We start from the raw sequence: 20,421 nt of genomic DNA, 5'->3' as shown, positions 1-20,421 counted from the left end.
GCTTAGCGCAAATTAAGAAAAACGCACCCTAAACAACCCACGCGCTTGAAAGCGCGGGGTTTCCTGACACAGTGCAGGCTTTCCCGCAACAGGCAAGGTTTTTGAGGCCTTGTCTGCCCGGGCGTCCCCTGCACCACAGGAACTTTTAAAACGCAACCGCTCTACGGGTACGGGCTTCATCAGCTCGATCCGTCGGTTCCAGCGAAGGACTGCTTCGTCTTGCCGATTCGCTGGTTTGTACTGCACTATCGATCCGGCGTTCCCTGAGACTTGTTTGAGCCTCGCAAGCGCTGATTGCTCAGCCTTCAGATCGTAACTGTCAGTGGCGGGATCCGCAAAATACAGGTTCATGGCGGCCGCAAGGTCGTGGTCCATGTACCAGTCCGTATCTCCCAACGGATGACTTCTCTCCCAAAGAGCTTTCTTACGGTACGTTCCCGTTTCGGGATCGTGCTGACTCGGGCGCAGTTTCCGGGGACTGACTTTCACCACACAACAGCCGGCGCTTTCAGCCTTACTTGTCATCCGGGTTATCAATCCTGCAATACCGCTTTTGCCCAAACTCTTGCCGTATCCGGCTCTCTGAAATGCTTTGTATGAGTTCTTCTCCACAATGACGGTGCCGGCCCTGCCGAACACCTGGTTAATCACTTCGCCGTGCAGGCAACGGCGGGTTTCCGCCTGGCGGCGGTACAGATCCGCAAGTTTTGCCTTTGTTGCCTTATAGGTCTTGGATTCCTTCCAGACAATCTTTTTTCCAGCGGCTTTAACGGTGCCGTCCGCGTTGTAGCACTCCCGATTCGTGTCTCTGCGGGAGCGGTCCATGGCACGTAAAAGACGCGCAATCTCCTTTTCCTGAGAGACAGTGCCCGCGCTCACCAAAATCTTCTGCTGCCACTCGGGGCTGTAAAAAGTCATGGTCCTCAGGCCCGGGTCAACAGCCACCTTGAGATCCTTGGGAGCATAAACGTGCTTGACGGGCGGTACGCCTTCGACAATGAGCTGAACAAAGTAGCGCATACGGCCGCGGATCATCCGCCAGAGAAGACGGCAGTATTTGACACGCTTAAAGCCGGACTGATCTGTTGCTGAAAGAAGAGCTTCTTTCTGCCAGGCATCCGGCGCTTCAGCCTTTATCACCAGATCCAGAACCTCGAGCGTCCACGTCTTAGCCTTCCAACGCAACCCTGTTTTGTTTGATTTTCCCTCAACGCTGTGCAAGCCCCGTTTAGCACTCTTAAACCGCGGCTGACCGCCCTGATGAAGCAGCCAGCGCTCAATGCCCTGCCAGACACGTGTGGCAATTTTCTGCGCTTCGTTGATGCCAATGCGCTTTGTAAAGCCGCCCTTGGCACGGTGCTCTTTCACGACATCATGCAGGGCATACTCGGAAAGGCGGGCGGCCTTCTGAATTTCCTTAAACCGCTTGTTGCGGTCTTTGCCCTTGGGCATCGCGGCCGTCAGCTTCCATGCTTCAGTGCTTTTCATGGCGCGCACGCGTTTCTTTGCCGTTCCGAGAACAGCATTGAAGAGCTGGCGTGCATCGGAGAAGTAGGTCTCCAGTGCACTTTCCTGATCCTCTCCAGTTTTCAGGCCCAGCTCGATGACAAAGGACGGGGTGCGCGATTTCATAGCGGCTGAATATACCTTAAGCGAAAACTATGTGCATGGTTTGGCTGCGTTTGGGCCAAGATTAAAAAAATTTCGAAAGCCCGCATTCCTCCCGGGGCTCAAGCCCCGGGCTTCCTGCGGGAAATTCTGTGACGGAGAAAACTTCTCTCTCCCCGTCATCTGCAACAGACCATCAGTTTATTTAATTAACTGATTTAAATAGAGAAAATAAGGCACCGGCGGACGATACAAAGGTATACGCAGAGCACCTTTAAGAATGCGTTTCGGGTGGAAAAGCGCCTAGCAGAAACAATTCGTTACCTTCACTTAGTGAAGACTTAGGCCGCATCTAGGTGTCGGCTAATTCCGGCTCCATAAACTGCGAAGCACAAAGAAAGACACAGCACCGCTGAGTCTTGAAACGAAACCGAAAAAACCAACCCTTAATAAGGAAACACAAAAATGACCAACATGAAGCCCCTTGCTTTCGCTGCCGCTGCTCTCTCCGTTTTCTCGATCGGCGCCGCCCAGGCTCAGTTTGTGGGCCAGAGCCAGCCCGTGACGACCGTCAAACAGGTTTTGGACAACGGCCGCGACGACCAGATGGTGGTGCTTGAAGGCAACCTCATCAACCAGGTCCGCAACGACAAGTACACGCTGCGTGATGCAACCGGCACGATCGTCGTGGAAATTGATGACCGCATCTTTGCCGGCCAGCGCGTCGACAGCAACACAAAGGTGCGCGTTGAAGGCGAAATCGACGCGGAAATCATGAAACCCAACGAAGTCGAAGCCCACCGCCTCACCGTGATCCGCTAACCGGATACGCTTCTTAAAATCCTGCCGAAGTATTCCGGTCGCGAATACTTCGGCTTTGTCCGTATTTTGCAGCCACCCAACCTTCTGAGTCCGCCATGCACATACTTCTTGTTGAAGACGATCCGATGATCGGTGAAGCCGTCCGCGAAGCCCTCACGGACGAGGGTTACGATGTTCTCTGGGCCAAAAGCGGCTGGGAAGCGGGCGGCATGCTTGCGGCGGGAACCTTTGACGTTGTGTTTCTTGATCTGGGGCTGCCCGGCCGCGACGGGATGGCGCTTTTGCGGGACCTGCGGACCAAGGATACGGCAACGCCGGTTTTGGTGATGACCGCCCGCGACGCGCTTGAAGACCGGTTAGCCGGGCTTGACGCGGGCGCCGACGACTACGTTTTAAAACCCTTTCACATGAGTGAGCTTCTTGCGCGCATGCGGGCGGTGCTGCGCCGCAAAGCCCCGGCGCCCGCGGATACACAGGCTGCCGCAGAACTTACCAACGGCATCGTGACCCTGCGGCTTGACACCAAAACCGCGACCGTCACGGGCCCGGCCGGAAAAGAAGAAACCGCTCTTTCCAAAAAAGAGTTTGAGCTTCTGGAAGCGCTTTTGACGCGCCCGGGGACCATTCTCTCGCGCCAGGCTCTTGAAGAGCGCCTCTACCCGGACGAAACACCCGAAAGCAACGCCCTGGAATTTATTCTCTACGGCCTGAGAAAAAAGCTCGGCGCAGGCGTCATCCGCAACATCCGGGGCCTTGGCTGGATGGTGCAGAAAGAGAAAGCCGCATGAAAAGCACGCTTTTTGAAAAAAATTCGCTCATCCGGCGCTCTCTTTTGTGGTGCAGCGCCACGCTCGCGGTCTTTCTCGTCGTTGCCTGCACGGTGAGTTTTTTTGCCGCCTGGGAGCGTGCCGAAGACGAACAGGACCACACCCTCAAACAGGTTGTGGGGCTCATTTCCCGCGACGTCGTTGCAGGCCGCATGGATATGGGGGAAGTCCTTCCGCCCGAACCCGTCGGCGGCTTTTACGGCCCGGGCGCCCCGGGCTACGACCCGTCAAAGCCCTCCATTGCCGCACTCACGATGGATGACGATGACTTTGAAGACCGCTATGAAGCCGATGACGACAACGGTAACGCCGTGCTTGTGGCCGGGCAACCCGTAACGGTGCGGCTTCTACACGGCAGGGGCCGCGCCTTAACGACCACCTTTACCCGAACCTATGAAGACGGCGCGCACACCGCTGAACTTTTCGGTCAGCCCTACCGCATCTACTTCAGAACGCTTTCCGATGGCACGCACGTTGCCGCCGCGCAAAATCTTGAAGAGCGTAACGAAATGGTGCTTTTCACAGCCCTTGTCTCCACGGCGCCCCTTCTGATGCTTGCGCCCGTGATGCTTCTCATACTGGGTTTTGTGCTCTGGAAGAGCCTGAGACCCTTAAAAACCTTTGCACAGGAAATCAACGCCCGCAAGCCCGAAGACCTCTCTGAAATCAGGACGGAAGGCATTCCGCAGGAGATAAAACCCTCGGTTGAAGCCATGAACCGGCTTCTAGCCCGCGTGCAGGCGCTCCGGGAACGCGAAGCGCGCTTTACCGCGGACGCCGCGCACGAATTAAGAAGTCCGATGACGGCGCTCTCACTGCAGGCCGAGCGCCTTGCCGCCTGCAAAATGAGTAAAGACGTCAGAGACCGCGTCACATCGCTGCAAAACGGCATTAGCCGCGCAACCGACCTCATTACGCAGCTTCTGGCCCTGAAACGCGCTCAGGCTGCAGACGGCACCCAGTCCGCTGCACCCGCGCGTGCCGGGTGCCTTACGGTGATTGCCTCGGTGATGGAGGAGCTTTACTGGGCAGCCGATGAAAAGTCAATTGACTTTGAGGCCGAAGGCCTTGACACACCGGGCGCGGACAAACTCACAGCGGCCGTCGGGGAGAGCGACCTCTTTACGATGGTGCGCAACCTCGTTCAGAACGCCGTCAAGTACACGCCTGAAAACGGCACGGTCAAAGTAAGCGTCACAGATGCTGCCGACTGTATCCGCATCTGCGTGGCCGACAGCGGCCCGGGGATTGCGCCCGAAGAGCGCGGGCGGATTTTCGATCCTTTCTACCGGATTTTGGGCAGCAAAGAAACGGGCACCGGCCTCGGGCTTTCCATCGTGAAGACCATCGCTCAGAAAACCGGCACCGAAATCAGTCTTGACTGGACCGATGCGGTGAAAAAGACCGGCCTCACGGTAACGCTCACACTGAAAAAAGCGCTTTAGGCGGCGCGGGCAAAACGCGTGAGAAGCCTGCCCGCAATCCGGGTCACAAATCCCGCGGGAAGAAGCCTGATGAGCCCGACACAAAGGCGGTTGAGGGCACCGTCAATCACAACGGGTTTTCCGGAACGCAAAGCTTTCCAGCCGGTTAAAGCCGCCTCGCGGGCTGAACGCGCGATGATGTCTGAGCCCGCTGAGGGCGCCACACCCGCGGCATCGGCAAAGTGCGTGAGCGTATAGCCCGGGCAAAGCGCCGTCACAGTGACGCCCGTACTCTTGAGTTCTTCGGCAAGCGCCCGGGAAAAGGAAAGCACATAGGACTTTGTGGCCGCATAGGCCGCTAGTTTCGGGCACGCCGCAAAGGCTGCAACCGAAGCCACATTGAGAATCCGGCCGTTGCCGGCCTCACGCATCGCGTGCGCGGCCAGCATTGAAAGCACGGTAAGCGCTTCCACGTTAAGTCCCATCATACGGGTGACCCGCTCAAGGTTATCCGCGTCAGCCGCATCGGTGTAGACGCCAAAGCCTGCGTTGTTAACCAAAATCTCAGGCGTGATGCCTTTCTCCTGCGCATATGCCCAAAGCATTTGAGCAGCTTTTGCGCTACTCAAATCCATGGGGAAAAACAGAACCTCCGGGCTTCCTGCCCGCCTGAATTCATCGGCAGCCGACCTTAAGCGTTCGCCGCTGCGGGAAGCGACAATCAGAGAAAATCCGTCCGCTGCGGCCAGAAGCGCAAGCTCCCGGCCGATACCTGATGTCGCTCCCGTTACGATGCACCACTTCGCCACAATTAATCCTCAACAGCAAACTGAACCTTTGAAGCCACCGCCGTCATGCGGCGAAATTCAAGCACCTCACCCTTGGGGTTAGGTGCTACACGCTCAAGAATAACGACGCAGCTGCCTTCAAGAAAACCGTAACCCACGAGGTCTCCTTGGGCAAACGAGGCGCGCAGCACGTCACTGCAGGAGGCAATCTTCTGACAGAACTCCGATTCGAAGTAAGCGTACATCGACTGCCCGGGATCAAGTCTTTCAATCTTTTCGCGGACCTCCTCACCGAAGCAGCGGGGATTCAAAAACATCTCGTCGAGAATGATGAGTTCACCGTTGCTTTTAAGAAGCCGCTTAATCTTCCAGACATGATCAGTGTCAGGAGCGAGCTCGAGCACTTCGGCAATTTCAGGCTCTGCGGGCACTCTGACAACCGCAAACACCTCATGATCAAACGCATAAAAGTTACTGTCACGGTCCTGGAAGCGATCAAAGCGGTTCACCAAACCGTGCAAGTTGATGCTTGCGACAAAGACGCCTTCACGCGGACGGCTTTCAAGAAAGTTTTCGCTCGTAAGCTCATCCACGCTGCGCTTTAAGGTAGATAAACCCACCTTCAGAATGCCGGCAAGGCTTCTTAAGGGCGGCAGCTGCTCTTTGGGACGCACGGTCCCTTCGGCAATGGCGCTCTAACCAACCCGCGCTTGAAAGCGCGGGGTTTCCTGACACGGTGCAGGCTTTCCCGCAAACAGCCAAGGTTTTTGAGGCCTTGTCTGCCCGGGCGTCCCCTGCGCCACAGGAACATTTAAAACGCAACCGCTCTACGGGTACGGGCTTCATCAGCTCGATCCGTCGGTTCCGGCGAAGGACTGCTTCATCTTGCCGATTCGCTGGTTTGTACTGCACTACTGATCCGGCGTTCCCTGAGACTTGTTTGAGCCTCGCAAGCGCTGATTGCTTAGCCTTCAGATCGTAGCTGTCAGTGGCGGGATCCGCAAAATACAGGCTCATGGCGGCCGCAAGGTCGCGGTCCATGTACCAGTCCGTGTCTCCCAACTGATGACTTCTCTCCCAAAGAGCCTTCTTACGGTACGTTCCCGTTTCGGGATCGTGCTGACTCGGGCGCAGTTTTGCGGGGACTGACTTTCACCACACAACAGCCGGCGCTTTCAGCCTTACTTGTCATCCGGGTTATCAATCCTGCAATACCGCTTTTGCCCAAACTCTTGCCGTATCCGGCTCTCTGAAATGCTTTGTATGAGTTCTTCTCCACAATGACGGTGCCGGCCCTGCCGAACACCTGGTTAATCACTTCGCCGTGCAGGCAACGGCGGGTTTCCGCCTGGCGGCGGTACAGATCCGCAAGTTTGGCCTTTGTTGCCTTATAGGTCTTGGATTCCTTCCAGACAATCGTTTTTCCGGCGGCTTTAACGGTGCCGTCCGCGTTGCAGCACTCCCGATTCGTGTCTCTGCGGGAGCGGTCCATGGCACGTAAAAGACGCGCAATCTCCTTTTCCTGAGAGACAGTGCCCGCGCTCACCAAAATCTTTTGCTGCCACTCGGGGCTGTAAAAAGTCATGGTCCTCGGGCCCGGGTCAACAGCCACCTTGAGATCCTTGGGAGCATAAACGTGCTTGACGGGCGGTACGCCTTCGACAATGAGCTGAACAAAGTAGCGCATACGGCCGCGGATCATCCGCCGGACAAGACGGCAGTATTTGACACGCTTAAAGCCGGACGGATCTGTTGCTGAAAGAAGAGCTTCTTTCTGCCAGGCATCCGGCGCTTCAGCCTTTATCACCAGATCCAGAACCTCGAGCGTCCACGTCTTAGCCTTCCAACGCAACCCTGTTTTGTTTGATTTTCCCTCAACGCTGTGCAAGCCCCGTTTAGCACTCTTAAACCGCGGCTGACCGCCCTGATGAAGCAGCCGGCGCTCAATGCCCTGCCAGACACGTGTGGCAATTTTCTGCGCTTCGTTGATGCCGATGCGCTTTGTAAAGCCGCCCTTGGTACGGTGCTCTTTCACGACATCATGCAGGACATACTCGGAAAGGTGGGCGGACTTTCTGAATTTCCTTAAACCGGTTGTTACGGTCTTTGCCCTTGGGCATCGCGGCCGTGAGCTTTCATGCTTCAGTGCTTTTCATGGCGCGCACGCGTTTCTTTGCTGTTCCAAGAACAGCATTGAAGAGCTGGCGTGCATCGGAGAAGTAGGTCTCCAGTGCACTTTCCTGATCCTCTCCGATTTTCAGGCCCAGCTCGATGACAAAGGACGGTGTACACGATTTCATAGCGGCTGAATATGCCTTAAGCGAAAACTATGTGCATGGTTTGGCTGCGTTTGAGCCAAGATTAAAAAAATCGAAAGCCCGCATTCCTCCCGGGGCTCAAGCCCCGGGCTTCCTGCGGGAAATTCTGTGACGGGCTTGCTCTCGAATCGCTTGGCACTTCGCCGCGCCCGACGCAACCGCAAGACGCGCCACCGCGCACCACGCTTCGACAACCACGTTCGATCGAAGCACAAGGGCTGGCTTGCGCCGTCCGTGGAGAACCGCATTCAGGCNCTGTGCGAGGCGTGCCACAAGGCGTATCACGCAGGCAAGTTGAAGCAGTTCAGTCCCCGGCGCGGCGCTTCTTTCAGGGCAGAGACTTTCATGGGCATCATGCGTTGGACGGTGCTCAACCGCCTGCGCGAGCGCCATCCCGAATTGCCTGTCACGAATACCTACGGGTATCTGACCAAACACAAGCGCATCGTCGCGGGCTTGCCAAAGACGCATTGCGCGGACGCTTTCTGCATTGCTGACGTCCTCGACGCAAAACGTCGGGGCGAATACCTGTTTCAGAAACAGACGCGCCGCCACAATCGCCAGATCCACAAGCTGACGATTCTCAAAGGCGGTGTGCGCAAGCGCCATCAGGCTCCGTACCTAGTGCACGGCTTCAGGCTCTTTGACAAGGTGCTGTGCAAAGGGGAAGTCGGCTTTATTTTTGGCAGACGCTCCTCGGGTGCATTCGATGTGCGCCGTCTGAACGGTACAAAGATTTCTGCCGGTATTTCCTACAAGAAACTTTCGCTTCTTGAGAAGCGAAAGATGGTTTTAACTGAACCGAGAAAGGAGGGCCGCGATTCCTCCCGCGTCTGAAGACGCGGGTTTCCTCGCGGAATTTCTATGATTATTACTCGCGGCGCGCGTGTATTGTCCCAATTTGCATTTTTATCCTGCAAATTATTGTTTTAAAACAAGAAACACTCAAAAAACGCCCGAAAATTCTGATTTGCACCAGGCACGCGCGCACAAGCGCCAAAGCGCGTGCAAACCGCTAAGATTCGCGGCTTCGTTCTGTCTTTTCCTTTGTGTGTCTTCCCATGGCAGTCCCCGGCGAACGCAAGCCCATTGACTCCTCCGCAATCCTTACTACCGTTGTTTTGTGTGCCCTCTGGGGGCTGCAGCAGACGGCGATCAAGGCCGCTGCCGGCGAAATCAGCCCCATGCTTCAGGTGGCGCTGAGATCCGGCATTGCGGCGCTTTTGGTGCTTCTTGCGGTGCGTTTCGTCATTAAGGATCCCTGGAACCCGGCAGTGCGCTTTGCCGACTGCCTTAAGGTCGGGATCGGCTTTACGCTCGAATTTTTCTTTGTCTCCGAGGGCCTGCGCTTTACGAGTGCCGCCCACATGTCTGTGCTTCTGTATACGGCGCCCCTTTTTGCTGCCGTGGGTCTTTCGCTGAAACTGCCGGGAGAGCGGTTAAGCCCGTTGCAGTGGCTGGGCGTACTCATTGCGTTTACCGGCATTGCCGTCGCGTTTCTGGTGCCGGCACTTACCGGTGACCAACCGCGCTCTTCCGGTGATCTTTGGTGGCTCGGAGACCTTCTGGGGTTGGGTTCCGGCATTTCCTGGGGACTGACCACCTACTTCATGCGCACCACGACGATGAACACGGCCGCGCCCTCACAGATGCTTTTCTGGCAGCTTCTTGCGGCGTTTGTTTTTCTCCTCACCACGGCGCTTTGCACCGGACAGACGACCTTTTCTCCGGCACTCACCGGCTGGTCGAGCTTTCTCTTTCAGACCTTCATCGTCTCATTTGCGAGTTACCTCGTCTGGTGCCGGCTACTGAGAACCTACCTTGCGGCACGCTTGGGCGTCCTTGTTTTTGCAACACCGCTTTTCGGGGTTTTGTTCGGCGTCCTTATTCTCGGGGAAGAAGTCGGATGGCCCTTTGTCACGGGGTCGGTGTGCGTTCTTGCCGGGATCATCCTGGTGCAGGGGGCGCTTAAATTTTTCAGGCGCCGGCACTGAGCCGCAACAGCACCTGCGGCGACGGATTTCAAAGACTTTTTTGCATGATTGTTTGTGTCAACACAACACTCGGCGCAATAAAATCCAAACGAACCCGCTTTTTTATTTCCGTTTGGCCCTGAGTCAGGTATAACTTCATCAAGTGGGGAGCTTTCTCCCTGTTGCCCGGCTTATCGGCTTACTATCAGGCAACGCTTACAAAGGCCGAGAACCTGAGGCTGAAGATGATTCTTGTAAAGGATACAAGCCTATGAAAATCCTCGTTCCCATTGACGGCAGTTCCTACAGTGAGAACTCGCTCGCGTTTGTCGCTTCCCGTGCGACACTCTTGGGTACCGCGACTGAAATCGAACTTCTGGTCGTTTTGGATCCCCTGCCCGCCCGCGCCGCGCGTCTGGTGAGCAAGGACTCCCTGATGCGCTACTACGAAGACGAAGCCGAAAAGATCTTTAAGCCCGCCCGCAAATATCTGAAGGCCCAGGGTATCGAAGTCACCGAAGCCTTTATCGTGGGTGATCCCGCGGAAAAGATCGCCGAGGAAGCCTCGCGCCTTCCGGCTGACCTCATCATCATGGGTTCGCGCGGCCGCACGGCGCTTGCGGGCCTCTTCCTGGGCTCCGTCACCAACGGCGTTCTTGCCCGCACCAAGAATCCTCTGCTGATTCTTCGCAACAAACCCGCTCCGGAAGCCGACGCCATGCGTGTGGGTATCTGCGTGGACGGCTCCAAATTCGGTACCGCGGCCGTCAAATACGCGCTGCGTCACAAGGAACTCTTCGGTAAGGGCGCTTCCTTCTACCTCATCAACGTCACCAGCGACTACGCCGGTGCCGTGATGCCGGATATGGCCGGTATGGCTCTGCCCGCGCTTTCCGAATCTGAAGTCATTGAACTGCAGAAGAAGGAATTTGACGAAAGCATTGAACCCGTGCGTCCGCTTTTAGCCAAAGCCGGCGTTGCCCCGAAGGAAATCTGCCTTGTGGGTAACCCCGGTGACGAAATTGCGGCGTTTGCAAAGAAACGCAAGCTCGACGTTGTCGTGATGGGCAGCCACGGATACGGGCGCTTCAAGTCCGCCGTGATGGGCTCCACCGCCACGCGTGTGGCCGCTCAGGGTGATGTGCCGATCCTGCTGATCCGTCACTGATCTCACCTTAACAGGCAGGCGTCTTCCCTCACGCCCGCCTGAAATTAACGCAACCGACTGCATTGCGGGCCCCTCCCTTAGCCCGGTGCGGTCGGTTTTCTTTTTGCCGGATTTGCCGCATGCTTGCCTGTGTTTTTCTCTACACACTGTCCCTGCATCTGAGTTTTTCGATGATGCGTCTGACGCTGAGCCTTGATGCGCTTAATCACGGTGCCGGCGGCACCGAGGTCGGCATCCTCATCGGGCTCATCTCGCTTTGCCCGATGCTTGCGGCACTCAAATACGGCCGCTGGGTCGATGCCGTGGGTCCGAGAAAACCGGTCTGTTTCGGCGCGCTCTGTATTTTCTGTGCGGCGCTCATTCCGTCTCTGGCCGCAGCCGACACTTTCGGTCTCATTCCCCTTTACTGCTGTGCGCTGGTGAGCGGCCTCGGATCCATGTCCGTGCAGCTTGTGGGCCAGGAATTGACCGGCTACACGGCCTCTCCCAAACAGCGTGCCGTTGCGTTTTCCTGGCTTGCGATGGTCTATTCAGCCTCAGGCCTCATGGCTCCGGTCGTTTCCGGAGAAGTCATCGACCGGCTCGGAGCGCACTACTCCTACATAACGAGCCTTGCGCTTGCCGTGGCCGGTATCGGTATCGTGCTTTTCACGCTCAGAAAACTGCCGCGGCACTGGGAAGCGAATGCCCCGAAAAAAACAGCCAATCCCGTTCAGAAGAAGGTCAGTGAGTTGCTCGCAATTTCCGACGTACGAGTCATTCTCATCATCAACGCACTCGTTTCGATGGCCTACGACCTGCAGAACTTCATGTTCCCCTTCTACGGGCATGCAATCGGCCTGTCGGCAGCCGAAATCGGGTGGCTGATCGGAGTCTTTTACGCCGCCACCTTCATCGTGCGCTTTTTCATCGCCTTTATTGCCAAACACGTCTCGGAGTGGCAGTTTTTAACGGGCACAATGCTTTTGGGGGGCGCTGCCTACTTTGCCTTTCCCTTCTTTGAAACGCTCACTCCGCTTTTTGTCGTGGCCTTTGTGCTGGGGCTCGGGCTCGGAGCGAGTCAGCCCAATGTGATGAGTCTGCTCCACAGCGTTGTCCCCAAGGGCCGTGTGGGGGAGGCCCTCGGCGTTCGCGTCACGATTTTGATGGGCTGTCACGTGTTTCTGCCGCCTGCCTTCGGCGTGCTCTCAGCCGCCGTGGGTGTGTTTTCCATCTTTGCCTCAATGGCGGCTCTGATGGGCTGCGCAGGTCTCTGGCTCTCCGCGAAAAAATGCCGCACACAAAAGCCCGAAAAACAGGCATAAGCATTTTGCTTAAGAGAGACAACCTGTACCGATTCGTCTACACCTTCAATGCGAAAAATGTCCGTTTTCGGCAACAAAACCCCGAGACTTTTGTCTTAAACCAAACTTGAGACAAATATTTTTCAATTCTTGGGCTTTTTTTCAGGCCATCGGGGGCTGAGTCAATACAATCAATTGCAAGCGGGGCCTGAAAGTTCTGCTTACAAATCCGACACAGCCCGTCGGTCTTGCAGCTACGTCGCTCGGGCCTGTCCGATTCCAGTTTGACAGTTAAAAACAAAGGAGCTCTTTATGGCTTCCAAAAAGAAAATCGGCCTGGCATGGCAGATGTTTATCGGCCTGATTCTAGGTGTGATCGTCGGCGCTTTGGTCGACACACAGTTCGCCCAGACGTATCTGCAACCCTTGGGTACGTTGTTCATCCGTCTGATCCGCATGGTGGTTGTGCCCTTGGTAATCGCAACGCTGATCGCCGGTGCCGCCAACATTTCTGACGTCAGCAAACTCGGCCGTGTTGCCGTGAAGATCCTGATCTGCTACGCGGGCTTTACCGCCGTCGCAGTGATGTGCGGTCTTCTGTTTGCACAGTGGATTGACCCGGGTGTCGGTCTGAGTCTGACGACCGAAGGTCTCAAGGCCAAGGCCGTGACGGCGCCTCCGCTTGTTGAAACGCTTTTGAACATCGTCCCGATCAACCCCATGGAAGCCTTCAGTAAGGGCGCCATGCTGCAGATCATCTTCTTTGCGATCATGTTCGGCTTCGGTCTTGCCGCCTTGGGCGAAAACGGCCGGCCGCTCATCACGGTCTTTGACCTCATCGGCCAGACGATGATTCGTGTGACCAACATGGTGATGACCTACGCCCCGATTGGTGTGTTCGGTTTGATCGCCTTTACGGTCTCGCGTCACGGGCTTGCGGTGCTGCTTCCGCTCGGAAAGCTCATCCTCGCCTCGTTCCTTGCAACGGTTGTGTTCGTCTTCGTGATCCTGATTCCCTGCGTGAGAATCTTCGCCGGCGTCAAGGTCATCCCGTTCCTCAAGGGTATTGCGGAACCCTGGCTCATCGCCTTTACGACCTGCTCGTCTGCGGCAGCACTGCCCGCAAACATCGTTGCGGCCCGCCGCCTGGGCACGACAAAAGCCATTTCGTACTTCTCGATTCCTCTGGGCAATACGATCAACATGGCCGGTACCGCCGTTTACATGGGCGTGTGCTCGATCTTTGCCGCGCAGGTCTTTGGTATTGACCTCTCGATGACCGACCAGGTCACCATCGTGCTGATGGGCGTTCTTGCCGCTGTCGGTACGGCCGGTGTGCCGGGGGCTGGCCTCATCATGACGACGGTTGTCTTCACGCAGGTCGGCATTCCGCTCGAAGCCGTGGCCCTTATCGCCGGTATTGACCGTATTCTCGATATGATCCGTACGTCCATTAACGTGGTGGGCGACGTGGGTTCGGCACTGATCGTCACGAACTGGGAACACCAGATGCATGCCGATAAGCTCGACCCGATGGAAGGCCAGGAAATCAAGACGGCCTGATATCCGATCCGCTTTAAACGCAAAGGGCTTTGCTCAAAAAGGGCAAAGCCCTTTTTCTTTGTCCTGACACCTCTCGTTTTTTCAATACCGGCAGGAAAAAAACATTTTCGGCTTGACGTCAGCCAGCGGTTCCGGCTGACGGAGATTAAAGGAGTCTTATAACTTAAATACTATTTTTAAATAAAAGATTATTTTCGTAATCCTATGGTAATTTTCCGCTTCGCAGGACGATTAAGCCGAAAGAAAAAGCGGACAAAATCGCCTCAACACATTTCAAAAACCAAAAAGAACCGGTAGGAGAATCATGGGAGTTGGTATTGATTTCTGGCTGCAGCTGGCTGTGCTGCTTGCCTGTTTGTTTTTTGCCGCGCCGCGCGGCGGTATGACGCTCGGCATGATGGGCGGCATCGGCCTGGTGGTCTTTGTCTTCGGCTTCGGATTAACGCCCGGAAAACCCCCGGTTGACGTCATTCTCACGATTATGGCCGTGGTGTGCGCGGGCAGCGCCCTGCAGGCTGCGGGCGGTCTTGACTGCCTGCTGCAGATTGCCGAAAAACTTCTGCGCCGTCATCCGAAATCGATCTGCTACGTTGCTCCCTACATCTGCTGGTTCCTGACGGTGCTGTGCGGAACAGGGCACGTTGTCTACACGATGCTTCCGATTATTTATGACGTTGCCATTAAGAACAACATTCGTCCTGAACGCCCGATGGCAGCCTCAACGATTGCCGCTCAGATGGGCATCATCTGCAGCCCGGCGGCCGTTGCCTCCGTCACGATCATTGCCTTGCTTGAAGGCCGCACGGTGGGCGGTGAGCTCTTCGGCTTCCCGCAGCTTTTTGCCATCGTGATTCCTGCCGCCATCGTCGGCATTTTCCTCATCGGCACCTTCTCGCTTTTCCGCGGCAAGGATCTCGACAAAGATGAAAAGTTCCAGAAACTGATTGCTGATCCGGAACAGAAGAAGTACGTCTACGGCGAATCGACCACGCTGATCGGCAAAAAATTCACCAAGCAGCAGTGGGCAAGCCTCTTTATCTTCATCGCGATCGTTGCTCTTGTGGCGGTTTTAGGCTCGGTTCCCGAACTGCGGCCCATGGTCGGCAAGAAGCGCCTCTCGATGACGCTCGTGATTCAGATGTTCATGCTTTTGGCCGGCATCCTGATGGTTCTGTTCTGCAATGCCCGTCAGATCAACAAAACCAATGTCTTTAATGCAGGCATGGTGGCCATTGTCTCCGTCTACGGCGTGGCCTGGATGGCCGAAACAATGTTCGGTGCTCACCTCAATGAGCTCAAAGGCAGTCTCACCGGCCTCATTCAAGAGCACCCCTGGACCTTCGGCATCGCCCTGCTTCTTGTTTCCAAACTGGTAAATTCGCAGGCTGCCGCCATCGTGACCCTGGTGCCCACCGCAATTGCCATCGGCACGCCTCCGGGCATCATCGTGGCGATGATTTCCGCCTGCTACGGCTACTACATTCTGCCGACATATCCGTCAGATCTGGCTGCCATCACGTTTGACCGTTCGGGTACAACCCACATCGGTAAGTTCGTGATCAACCACTCATTCATTGCGCCGGGGCTTATCGGTGTGATCTCGGCTGTGATCACCGGTTACTGTCTGGGTATGGTCTACGGCTACATCTGAGAACCTGAATTAATCTTTTCCTCTGGGTGGTGATGCCTGTAATAAGGCGGATCCAACCGTTTCGGGACCGGCCTCAAAACCGGTCCCGCTTTTTTCCATAATGCTCAGAGGGAAAAAAATCCCGCCGGGCTCAGTGCCTTGGGCGGGACTTTTTCTTAACGGCCGATTCTGAACAACTAGCCGTAGACTTCCTTCTGCAGCTTTTTCAATGCTTCCGGATTTTCTTCCAGAAACTTTGCCATATCTTCGGTGTGTTCCACCGACAGAATTCCGGGCCAGCCGCCGCTGAGCAGTTCCTTAATGCGCTGCATGCCGAGATTGCGGCTGTCGGTGAGCTCTTCACCGAGAAGCGGTTTAATGCGGTCGTGAATAATGAGGCTTTTAGGGGAGTTTTCCGCCTTATCGCGCTCCACCATCGCCATGAGTTCCTTAATCCACTGCACTCCGTGCATCATAGAAATTCCGCGAGGAAACCCGCGTCTTCAGACGCGGGAGGAATCGCGGCCCTCCTTTCTCAGTTCAGTTAAAAACATCTTTCGCTTCTCAAGAAGCGAAAGTTTCTTGTAGGAAATACCGGCAGAAATCTTTGTACCGTCCAGACGGCGCACATCGAATGCACCCGAGGAGCGTCTGCCAAAAATAAAGCCGACTTCCCCTTTGCACAGCACCTTGTCAAAGAGCCTGAAGCCGTGCACTAGGTACGGAGCCTGATGGCGCTTGCGCACACCGCCTTTGAGAATCGTCAGCTTGTGGATCTGGCGATTGTGGCGGCGCGTCTGTTTCTGAAACAGGTATTCGCCCCGACGTTTTGCGTCGAGGACGCCAGCAATGCAGAAAGCGTCCGCGCAATGCGTCTTCGGCAAGCCCGCGACGATGCGCTTGTGTTTGGTCAGATACCCGTAGGTATTCGTGACAGGCAATTCGGGATGGCGCTCGCGCAGGCGGTTGAGCACCGTCCAACGCATGATGCCCATGAAAGTCTCTGCCCTGAAAGAAGCGCCGCGCCGGGGACTGAACTGCTTCAACTTGCCTGCGTGATACGCCTTGTGGCACGCCTCGCACAGCGTGATGAGGTTGCCCGGCGCGTCGCCTCCCGTTTTCCGACTCTCAATGTGATGCACGTTGAGAATCAGATCTTTCGATCTGCCTTTGCAGGCTTGGCAAACGTGACCGTCGCGGAACAGCACATATTCGCGCACGTTCCAAAAGCCAAGCTGCTCGCCCTGCTGATAGTCCGTGCCTTCGACTTCGGGATTCTTGATCTTCTGAATGTCGAAGGATGCGGTTTCAATCACGATTTTGGTGATCGGAAGCACTCGGCAAACCGCTTCAATGCGCGATATGTGCGCCTGAATGCGGTTCTCCACGGACGGCGCAAGCCAGCCCTTGTGCTTTGATCGAACGCGGTTGTCGAAGCGTGGTGCGCGGTAGCGGNTCTCAAGAAGCGAAAGTTTCTTGTAGGAAATACCGGCAGAAATCTTTGTACCGTCCAGACGGCGCACATCGAATGCACCCGAGGAGCGTCTGCCAAAAATAAAGCCGACTTCCCCTTTGCACAGCACCTTGTCAAAGAGCCTGAAGCCGTGCACTAGGTACGGAGCCTGATGGCGCTTGCGCACACCGCCTTTGAGAATCGTCAGCTTGTGGATCTGGCGATTGTGGCGGCGCGTCTGTTTCTGAAACAGGTATTCGCCCCGACGTTTTGCGTCGAGGACGCCAGCAATGCAGAAAGCGTCCGCGCAATGCGTCTTCGGCAAGCCCTCGACAATGCGCTTGTGTTTGGTCAGATACCCGTAGGTATTCGTGACAGGCAATTCGGGATGGCGCTCGCGCAGGCGGTTGAGCACCGTCCAACGCATGATGCCCATGAAAGTCTCTGCCCTGAAAGAAGCGCCGCGCCGGGGACTGAACTGCTTCAACTTGCCTGCGTGATACGCCTTGTGGCACGCCTCGCACAGCGTGATGAGGTTGCCCGGCGCGTCGCCTCCCGTTTTCCGACTCTCAATGTGATGCACGTTGAGAATCAGATCTTTCGATCTGCCTTTGCAGGCTTGGCAAACGTGACCGTCGCGGAACAGCACATATTCGCGCACGTTCCAAAAGCCAAGCTGCTCGCCCTGCTGATAGTCCGTGCCTTCGACTTCGGGATTCTTGATCTTCTGAATGTCGAAGGATGCGGTTTCAATCACGATTTTGGTGATCGGAAGCACTCGGCAAACCGCTTCAATGCGCGATATGTGCGCCTGAATGCGGTTCTCCACGGACGGCGCAAGCCAGCCCTTGTGCTTTGATCGAACGCGGTTGTCGAAGCGTGGTGCGCGGTAGCGGGTCTTGCGATTGCGTCGGGCGCGGCGAAGTGCCAAGCGATCCGAGAGCAAGCCCGTCACGTCCTGCCGCAGTTCGACCTCGGAAGCCAACAACTCTTCCTTGGCGGTCGTTGCGCTCAGGCCGACGTGCTTGTAGCCCGCATCCACACCCAAGGTGATCGGCTGCTTGGTTTCGCCCGTCGGCACCGTCAGTTGAATCACAAAGGGCGTTCGGCGCACAGGCACGGCCTTCCCGGCCCGAAGGAGCTTACGCGCCTTGGGCGGGGAGCACGGCATGAGCGGTTGCCCGCGCATATTCAACACAAAAACTTTCAAAGTGTTCTCCATTGACGGATACCTCGCGGGCTCCGTCTGCTCGACCTTGCGGTCGGTGGTGATCCTTCGCCAATGTTGGAAGGGGTTTGTTGTCTGAAGCACTGCTCCTACCTCTCAGAGCTTTTAACCGCAGACCGCAGAGCGCGGGACTAGGATCGACATCCCGCGGTGCCTGTTTGCGTCCCGTCTTGCGACGGAACGGATTCCCAACCAACGGAGTCCGTCCGAAAACGGACTGAGGCTAGTCAACCAAGACTTGTTGCCAAGCCTCTGACTTCAGTCAGGGGTAGTTGACGATCGGACTCTCCCTTAAGAAGTTATTCTGCGGATGACACCATCGTACTCTCTGGGTTGAACACAGACTGTAAATAGTGCTTAGCCGACAAGTCTCACGGCAAAAGCACTGCAGATTAACGGAATTTCTGCGCAATCGCCCGACCAGTCACCACGGCACGGACAACAGCCTCTTGCGCATGTGGCCAGTCTGCGCACAGCAAACCGACGAACTCTTCTTCAGCGGTCCCGAGGTCAATTTCCCGCGCCGCTTCAATCGCCGCTTCGCCCGCGATGAATTCCGGGAGCGTAAAGCGCGCGAGCCCCCAGCCGTAAGGTTTCCCGCTTTTGGTATGTTTGTACTCAAAGTCGGCAATCACAACCCGGCAGTGCATCTGAAGGCGCGTCAGCGTTGTCTCAAGCCCGGAAACCGATCCGAATTCCTCCGCATAAAGTTCTTTGAGTTCAAGACTTAAGACCGGGTCACCCGGGGAGAGCTGCTCAAGCACCCAGGCTTCCCGGGCGGCTGCCTTGGGGTTTGCTGTCTCCGGAATCAGCGCGCGCCTTAAAGCCGCGAACTTCGGGAATTCATCCCGGAATACAAAGCCCGCTTTTTTGTCGAAAAACTTTCCGTACAGACATTCGCCGGTGCGGATCACGGGTCCCTTCCACTCCCAGGGTCCCGGAATATCGGTAAACCAAAGCTCTGAGGGCGTCATGTCCTCAACGGACCAGCCTGCCACCGGATTTTTGAAAAAAGGCAGAAACCGGAAGTGTTCCACGGCTTCGATGAGCGCCTCGGAATCCGTGAGACTGCGGCTTATTTTCTTCGCGTTATGCTTAACCATCTTGCGTACCGTCCTTTTTTCGACGCGTATCGGTTATTTTATGTCTAGTCAACACTTAGAGCAGCCGGCAACATGGCGCGGCTTTCAAAGCCTCATCACAGACCTCTCGGACGCCAATATGGCCCGGGAACTCGCGCACCTCGCGCAGTCAGACTTCCGCGCCCGCTTCCGCTTAAACGCCAAAGACCGGGAAACGGCGCAGACAAAAGGCGACGCCCTTTTGCGGCAGCACGCGCTTGAGATCATTACAAAGCGCCTTGCCCCCGCCCAAATCGCCAACGACGGACATCAGACGCCGATGAAGGGGCATCCCGTCTTTACCGCCCAGCACGCCACGGCCTGCTGCTGCCGCACCTGTCTGATGAAGTGGCACGGCATTACGCCCGGACACGCGCTCACAGATGCTGAAAAAGCTTTTGTAATCGAACTCATCATCGCCTGGATCAGAGCCGATCTTGCCAAACCCGCTAAGCCCGAGCGCTCCAAAAAGACGAAAAAGGATGTCTCGCCGCAGCCAGAGCTCTTCTGACCGGGCACAAAAAAGCCGGACTTTCTGCAAAGACCGGCCTTACCCGCACTTAACGCGTTACCTGCGGCAGCACCGGGGGCTTCACCTTCGGCTTGATTTTCGTGGGATCGGCGTACTTTTCACCCATACGGATCAGAAAGTTTTCAACGCCCTCGCCCATCCAGTCGGCGTAACCCCGCAAAAAGCCCACGAGGTTACCCTTGCCGTCAAAGAAATAAGCCGTCGGGACCACATCACTCGGAATGATGCGGAAAATAGACTTTTCCGGATCAAGCCACGTCTCAAAACCACGGAACTTATTTTCTTCGAGGAAATCCTTCACGTCGGTCCCCGGTTCATCGATACTCACCGAATAAAAGCGCACCTTGCTCTTGGGGTCGTGATTAAACTTTTTCTGCAGTTCGGTAATCAAAGGAATCGAGCGCAGGCACGGATCGCACCAGCTCGCCCACATATCGAGAATCAAGAGTTTCCCCTTGTAGTCACTGATTGCGTGCTTTTTACCGTCCATGCCTTCAAATGACAGGTTTTCCGCCGGGTGCGCTCCCGCCAGTTCCTTAAAGTCGGTAAACGCAAGCGGCCGGTTTTTGAGCTGATTACCGGTGGAATAGACCGGCGCATCAAAGATAGAAGCCTGTGCCGCACCGATTGCCAAAACACCTGCCAGTGCAATCCAAAGTTTCTTCATAGTGTTCCTCAGGGTC

At 56.0% G+C, this 20,421-nt stretch carries 20 protein-coding genes; 10 read left to right on the top strand and 10 right to left on the bottom strand.

Going from position 1 to position 20,421, the window contains the following annotated elements:
* Nucleotides 1-12: 12 nt before the first annotated feature.
* Nucleotides 13-1,632: a hypothetical protein gene (locus BQ7486_RS09720; RefSeq protein ID WP_074009869.1), complete on the bottom strand. Its 1,620-nt coding sequence runs from the start codon at nucleotides 1,630-1,632 to the stop codon at nucleotides 13-15.
* A 441-nt stretch (nucleotides 1,633-2,073) separates the two neighbouring features.
* Here BQ7486_RS09720 and BQ7486_RS09715 point away from each other — a divergent pair, with 441 nt between their 5' ends.
* From BQ7486_RS09715 to BQ7486_RS09705, 3 genes are all read left to right on the top strand, one after another.
* Nucleotides 2,074-2,430, top strand: coding sequence for a NirD/YgiW/YdeI family stress tolerance protein (locus BQ7486_RS09715; RefSeq protein WP_084765886.1), 357 nt, complete (start codon nucleotides 2,074-2,076; stop codon nucleotides 2,428-2,430).
* Between the two features lie 95 nt (nucleotides 2,431-2,525).
* Nucleotides 2,526-3,218, top strand: coding sequence for a response regulator transcription factor (locus BQ7486_RS09710; protein ID WP_074009868.1), 693 nt, complete (start codon nucleotides 2,526-2,528; stop codon nucleotides 3,216-3,218).
* Nucleotides 3,215-4,702, top strand: coding sequence for an ATP-binding protein (locus tag BQ7486_RS09705; protein WP_074009867.1), 1,488 nt, complete (start codon nucleotides 3,215-3,217; stop codon nucleotides 4,700-4,702). Before BQ7486_RS09710 ends, BQ7486_RS09705 begins: the two co-directional genes overlap by 4 nt.
* Here the strand turns inward: BQ7486_RS09705 and BQ7486_RS09700 are convergent.
* The 5 genes from BQ7486_RS09700 to BQ7486_RS11975 all read right to left on the bottom strand — a co-directional run bounded on the left by BQ7486_RS09700 (nucleotide 4,699) and on the right by BQ7486_RS11975 (nucleotide 7,769).
* Nucleotides 4,699-5,490 carry an SDR family NAD(P)-dependent oxidoreductase gene (locus tag BQ7486_RS09700; protein ID WP_074009866.1) on the bottom strand — a complete coding sequence of 264 codons (792 nt, stop codon included), beginning with the start codon at nucleotides 5,488-5,490 and terminating at the stop codon, nucleotides 4,699-4,701. The two genes, BQ7486_RS09705 and BQ7486_RS09700, sit on opposite strands and share 4 nt — an antisense overlap.
* 2 nt (nucleotides 5,491-5,492) lie before the next feature.
* On the bottom strand, nucleotides 5,493-6,143 hold the full coding sequence (locus BQ7486_RS09695; RefSeq protein ID WP_074009865.1) for a GntR family transcriptional regulator: 651 nt from the start codon (nucleotides 6,141-6,143) through the stop codon (nucleotides 5,493-5,495).
* Nucleotides 6,055-6,531, bottom strand: a complete 477-nt coding sequence (locus BQ7486_RS11785) for a hypothetical protein (protein ID WP_143183141.1) — start codon at nucleotides 6,529-6,531, stop codon at nucleotides 6,055-6,057. Before BQ7486_RS11785 ends, BQ7486_RS09695 begins: the two co-directional genes overlap by 89 nt.
* 28 nt (nucleotides 6,532-6,559) lie before the next feature.
* Nucleotides 6,560-7,504: a hypothetical protein gene (locus tag BQ7486_RS09690; RefSeq protein WP_074009864.1), complete on the bottom strand. Its 945-nt coding sequence runs from the start codon at nucleotides 7,502-7,504 to the stop codon at nucleotides 6,560-6,562.
* Between the two features lie 100 nt (nucleotides 7,505-7,604).
* Nucleotides 7,605-7,769: a hypothetical protein gene (locus BQ7486_RS11975; RefSeq protein WP_154666323.1), complete on the bottom strand. Its 165-nt coding sequence runs from the start codon at nucleotides 7,767-7,769 to the stop codon at nucleotides 7,605-7,607.
* Between the two features lie 126 nt (nucleotides 7,770-7,895).
* Between BQ7486_RS11975 and BQ7486_RS09685 the strand changes: the two genes are divergently transcribed.
* From BQ7486_RS09685 to BQ7486_RS09660, 6 genes are all read left to right on the top strand, one after another.
* On the top strand, nucleotides 7,896-8,624 hold the full coding sequence (locus BQ7486_RS09685) for an RRXRR domain-containing protein (RefSeq protein ID WP_074009863.1): 729 nt from the start codon (nucleotides 7,896-7,898) through the stop codon (nucleotides 8,622-8,624).
* A 224-nt stretch (nucleotides 8,625-8,848) separates the two neighbouring features.
* Entirely contained in the window at nucleotides 8,849-9,781 is a 933-nt protein-coding gene (locus tag BQ7486_RS09680; protein WP_074009862.1) for a DMT family transporter, read from the top strand.
* A 250-nt stretch (nucleotides 9,782-10,031) separates the two neighbouring features.
* Nucleotides 10,032-10,928, top strand: coding sequence for a universal stress protein (locus tag BQ7486_RS09675; RefSeq protein WP_074009861.1), 897 nt, complete (start codon nucleotides 10,032-10,034; stop codon nucleotides 10,926-10,928).
* A gap of 119 nt (nucleotides 10,929-11,047) precedes the next feature.
* Entirely contained in the window at nucleotides 11,048-12,232 is a 1,185-nt protein-coding gene (locus BQ7486_RS09670; RefSeq protein ID WP_074009860.1) for an MFS transporter, read from the top strand.
* Nucleotides 12,233-12,523: 291 nt separating this feature from the next.
* Nucleotides 12,524-13,774 (top strand): dicarboxylate/amino acid:cation symporter, encoded by a 1,251-nt coding sequence (locus tag BQ7486_RS09665; protein WP_022373562.1) that lies wholly within the window; start codon nucleotides 12,524-12,526, stop codon nucleotides 13,772-13,774.
* A gap of 304 nt (nucleotides 13,775-14,078) precedes the next feature.
* Nucleotides 14,079-15,425, top strand: coding sequence for an anaerobic C4-dicarboxylate transporter (locus BQ7486_RS09660; RefSeq protein WP_143183139.1), 1,347 nt, complete (start codon nucleotides 14,079-14,081; stop codon nucleotides 15,423-15,425).
* A 176-nt stretch (nucleotides 15,426-15,601) separates the two neighbouring features.
* On the opposite strand, the gene BQ7486_RS09655 is transcribed toward BQ7486_RS09660, so the two are convergent.
* The 3 genes from BQ7486_RS09655 to BQ7486_RS09640 form a co-directional block, all read right to left on the bottom strand.
* On the bottom strand, nucleotides 15,602-15,880 hold the full coding sequence (locus BQ7486_RS09655) for a hypothetical protein (RefSeq protein WP_074009859.1): 279 nt from the start codon (nucleotides 15,878-15,880) through the stop codon (nucleotides 15,602-15,604).
* A 27-nt stretch (nucleotides 15,881-15,907) separates the two neighbouring features.
* Nucleotides 15,908-18,079 carry an RNA-guided endonuclease IscB gene (iscB, locus tag BQ7486_RS11510; RefSeq protein ID WP_204207016.1) on the bottom strand — a complete coding sequence of 724 codons (2,172 nt, stop codon included), beginning with the start codon at nucleotides 18,077-18,079 and terminating at the stop codon, nucleotides 15,908-15,910.
* A gap of 398 nt (nucleotides 18,080-18,477) precedes the next feature.
* Nucleotides 18,478-19,188, bottom strand: a complete 711-nt coding sequence (locus BQ7486_RS09640) for an AlkZ-related protein (protein ID WP_074009858.1) — start codon at nucleotides 19,186-19,188, stop codon at nucleotides 18,478-18,480.
* A 40-nt stretch (nucleotides 19,189-19,228) separates the two neighbouring features.
* On the opposite strand from BQ7486_RS09640, the gene BQ7486_RS09635 reads away from it, so the two are divergent.
* Nucleotides 19,229-19,717: a DUF4186 domain-containing protein gene (locus BQ7486_RS09635; RefSeq protein ID WP_235836782.1), complete on the top strand. Its 489-nt coding sequence runs from the start codon at nucleotides 19,229-19,231 to the stop codon at nucleotides 19,715-19,717.
* A 49-nt stretch (nucleotides 19,718-19,766) separates the two neighbouring features.
* On the opposite strand, the gene BQ7486_RS09630 is transcribed toward BQ7486_RS09635, so the two are convergent.
* The gene (locus BQ7486_RS09630) at nucleotides 19,767-20,405 is read right to left on the bottom strand and encodes a TlpA family protein disulfide reductase (RefSeq protein WP_074009856.1); all 639 of its coding nucleotides are present in this window, start codon (nucleotides 20,403-20,405) and stop codon (nucleotides 19,767-19,769) included.
* Nucleotides 20,406-20,421: the final 16 nt, after the last annotated feature.

Source organism: Duodenibacillus massiliensis (assembly GCF_900128485.1).
GTDB classification, from domain to species: domain Bacteria; phylum Pseudomonadota; class Gammaproteobacteria; order Burkholderiales; family Burkholderiaceae_F; genus Duodenibacillus; species Duodenibacillus massiliensis.
This window is presented reverse-complemented; position numbering and strand designations above follow the sequence as displayed.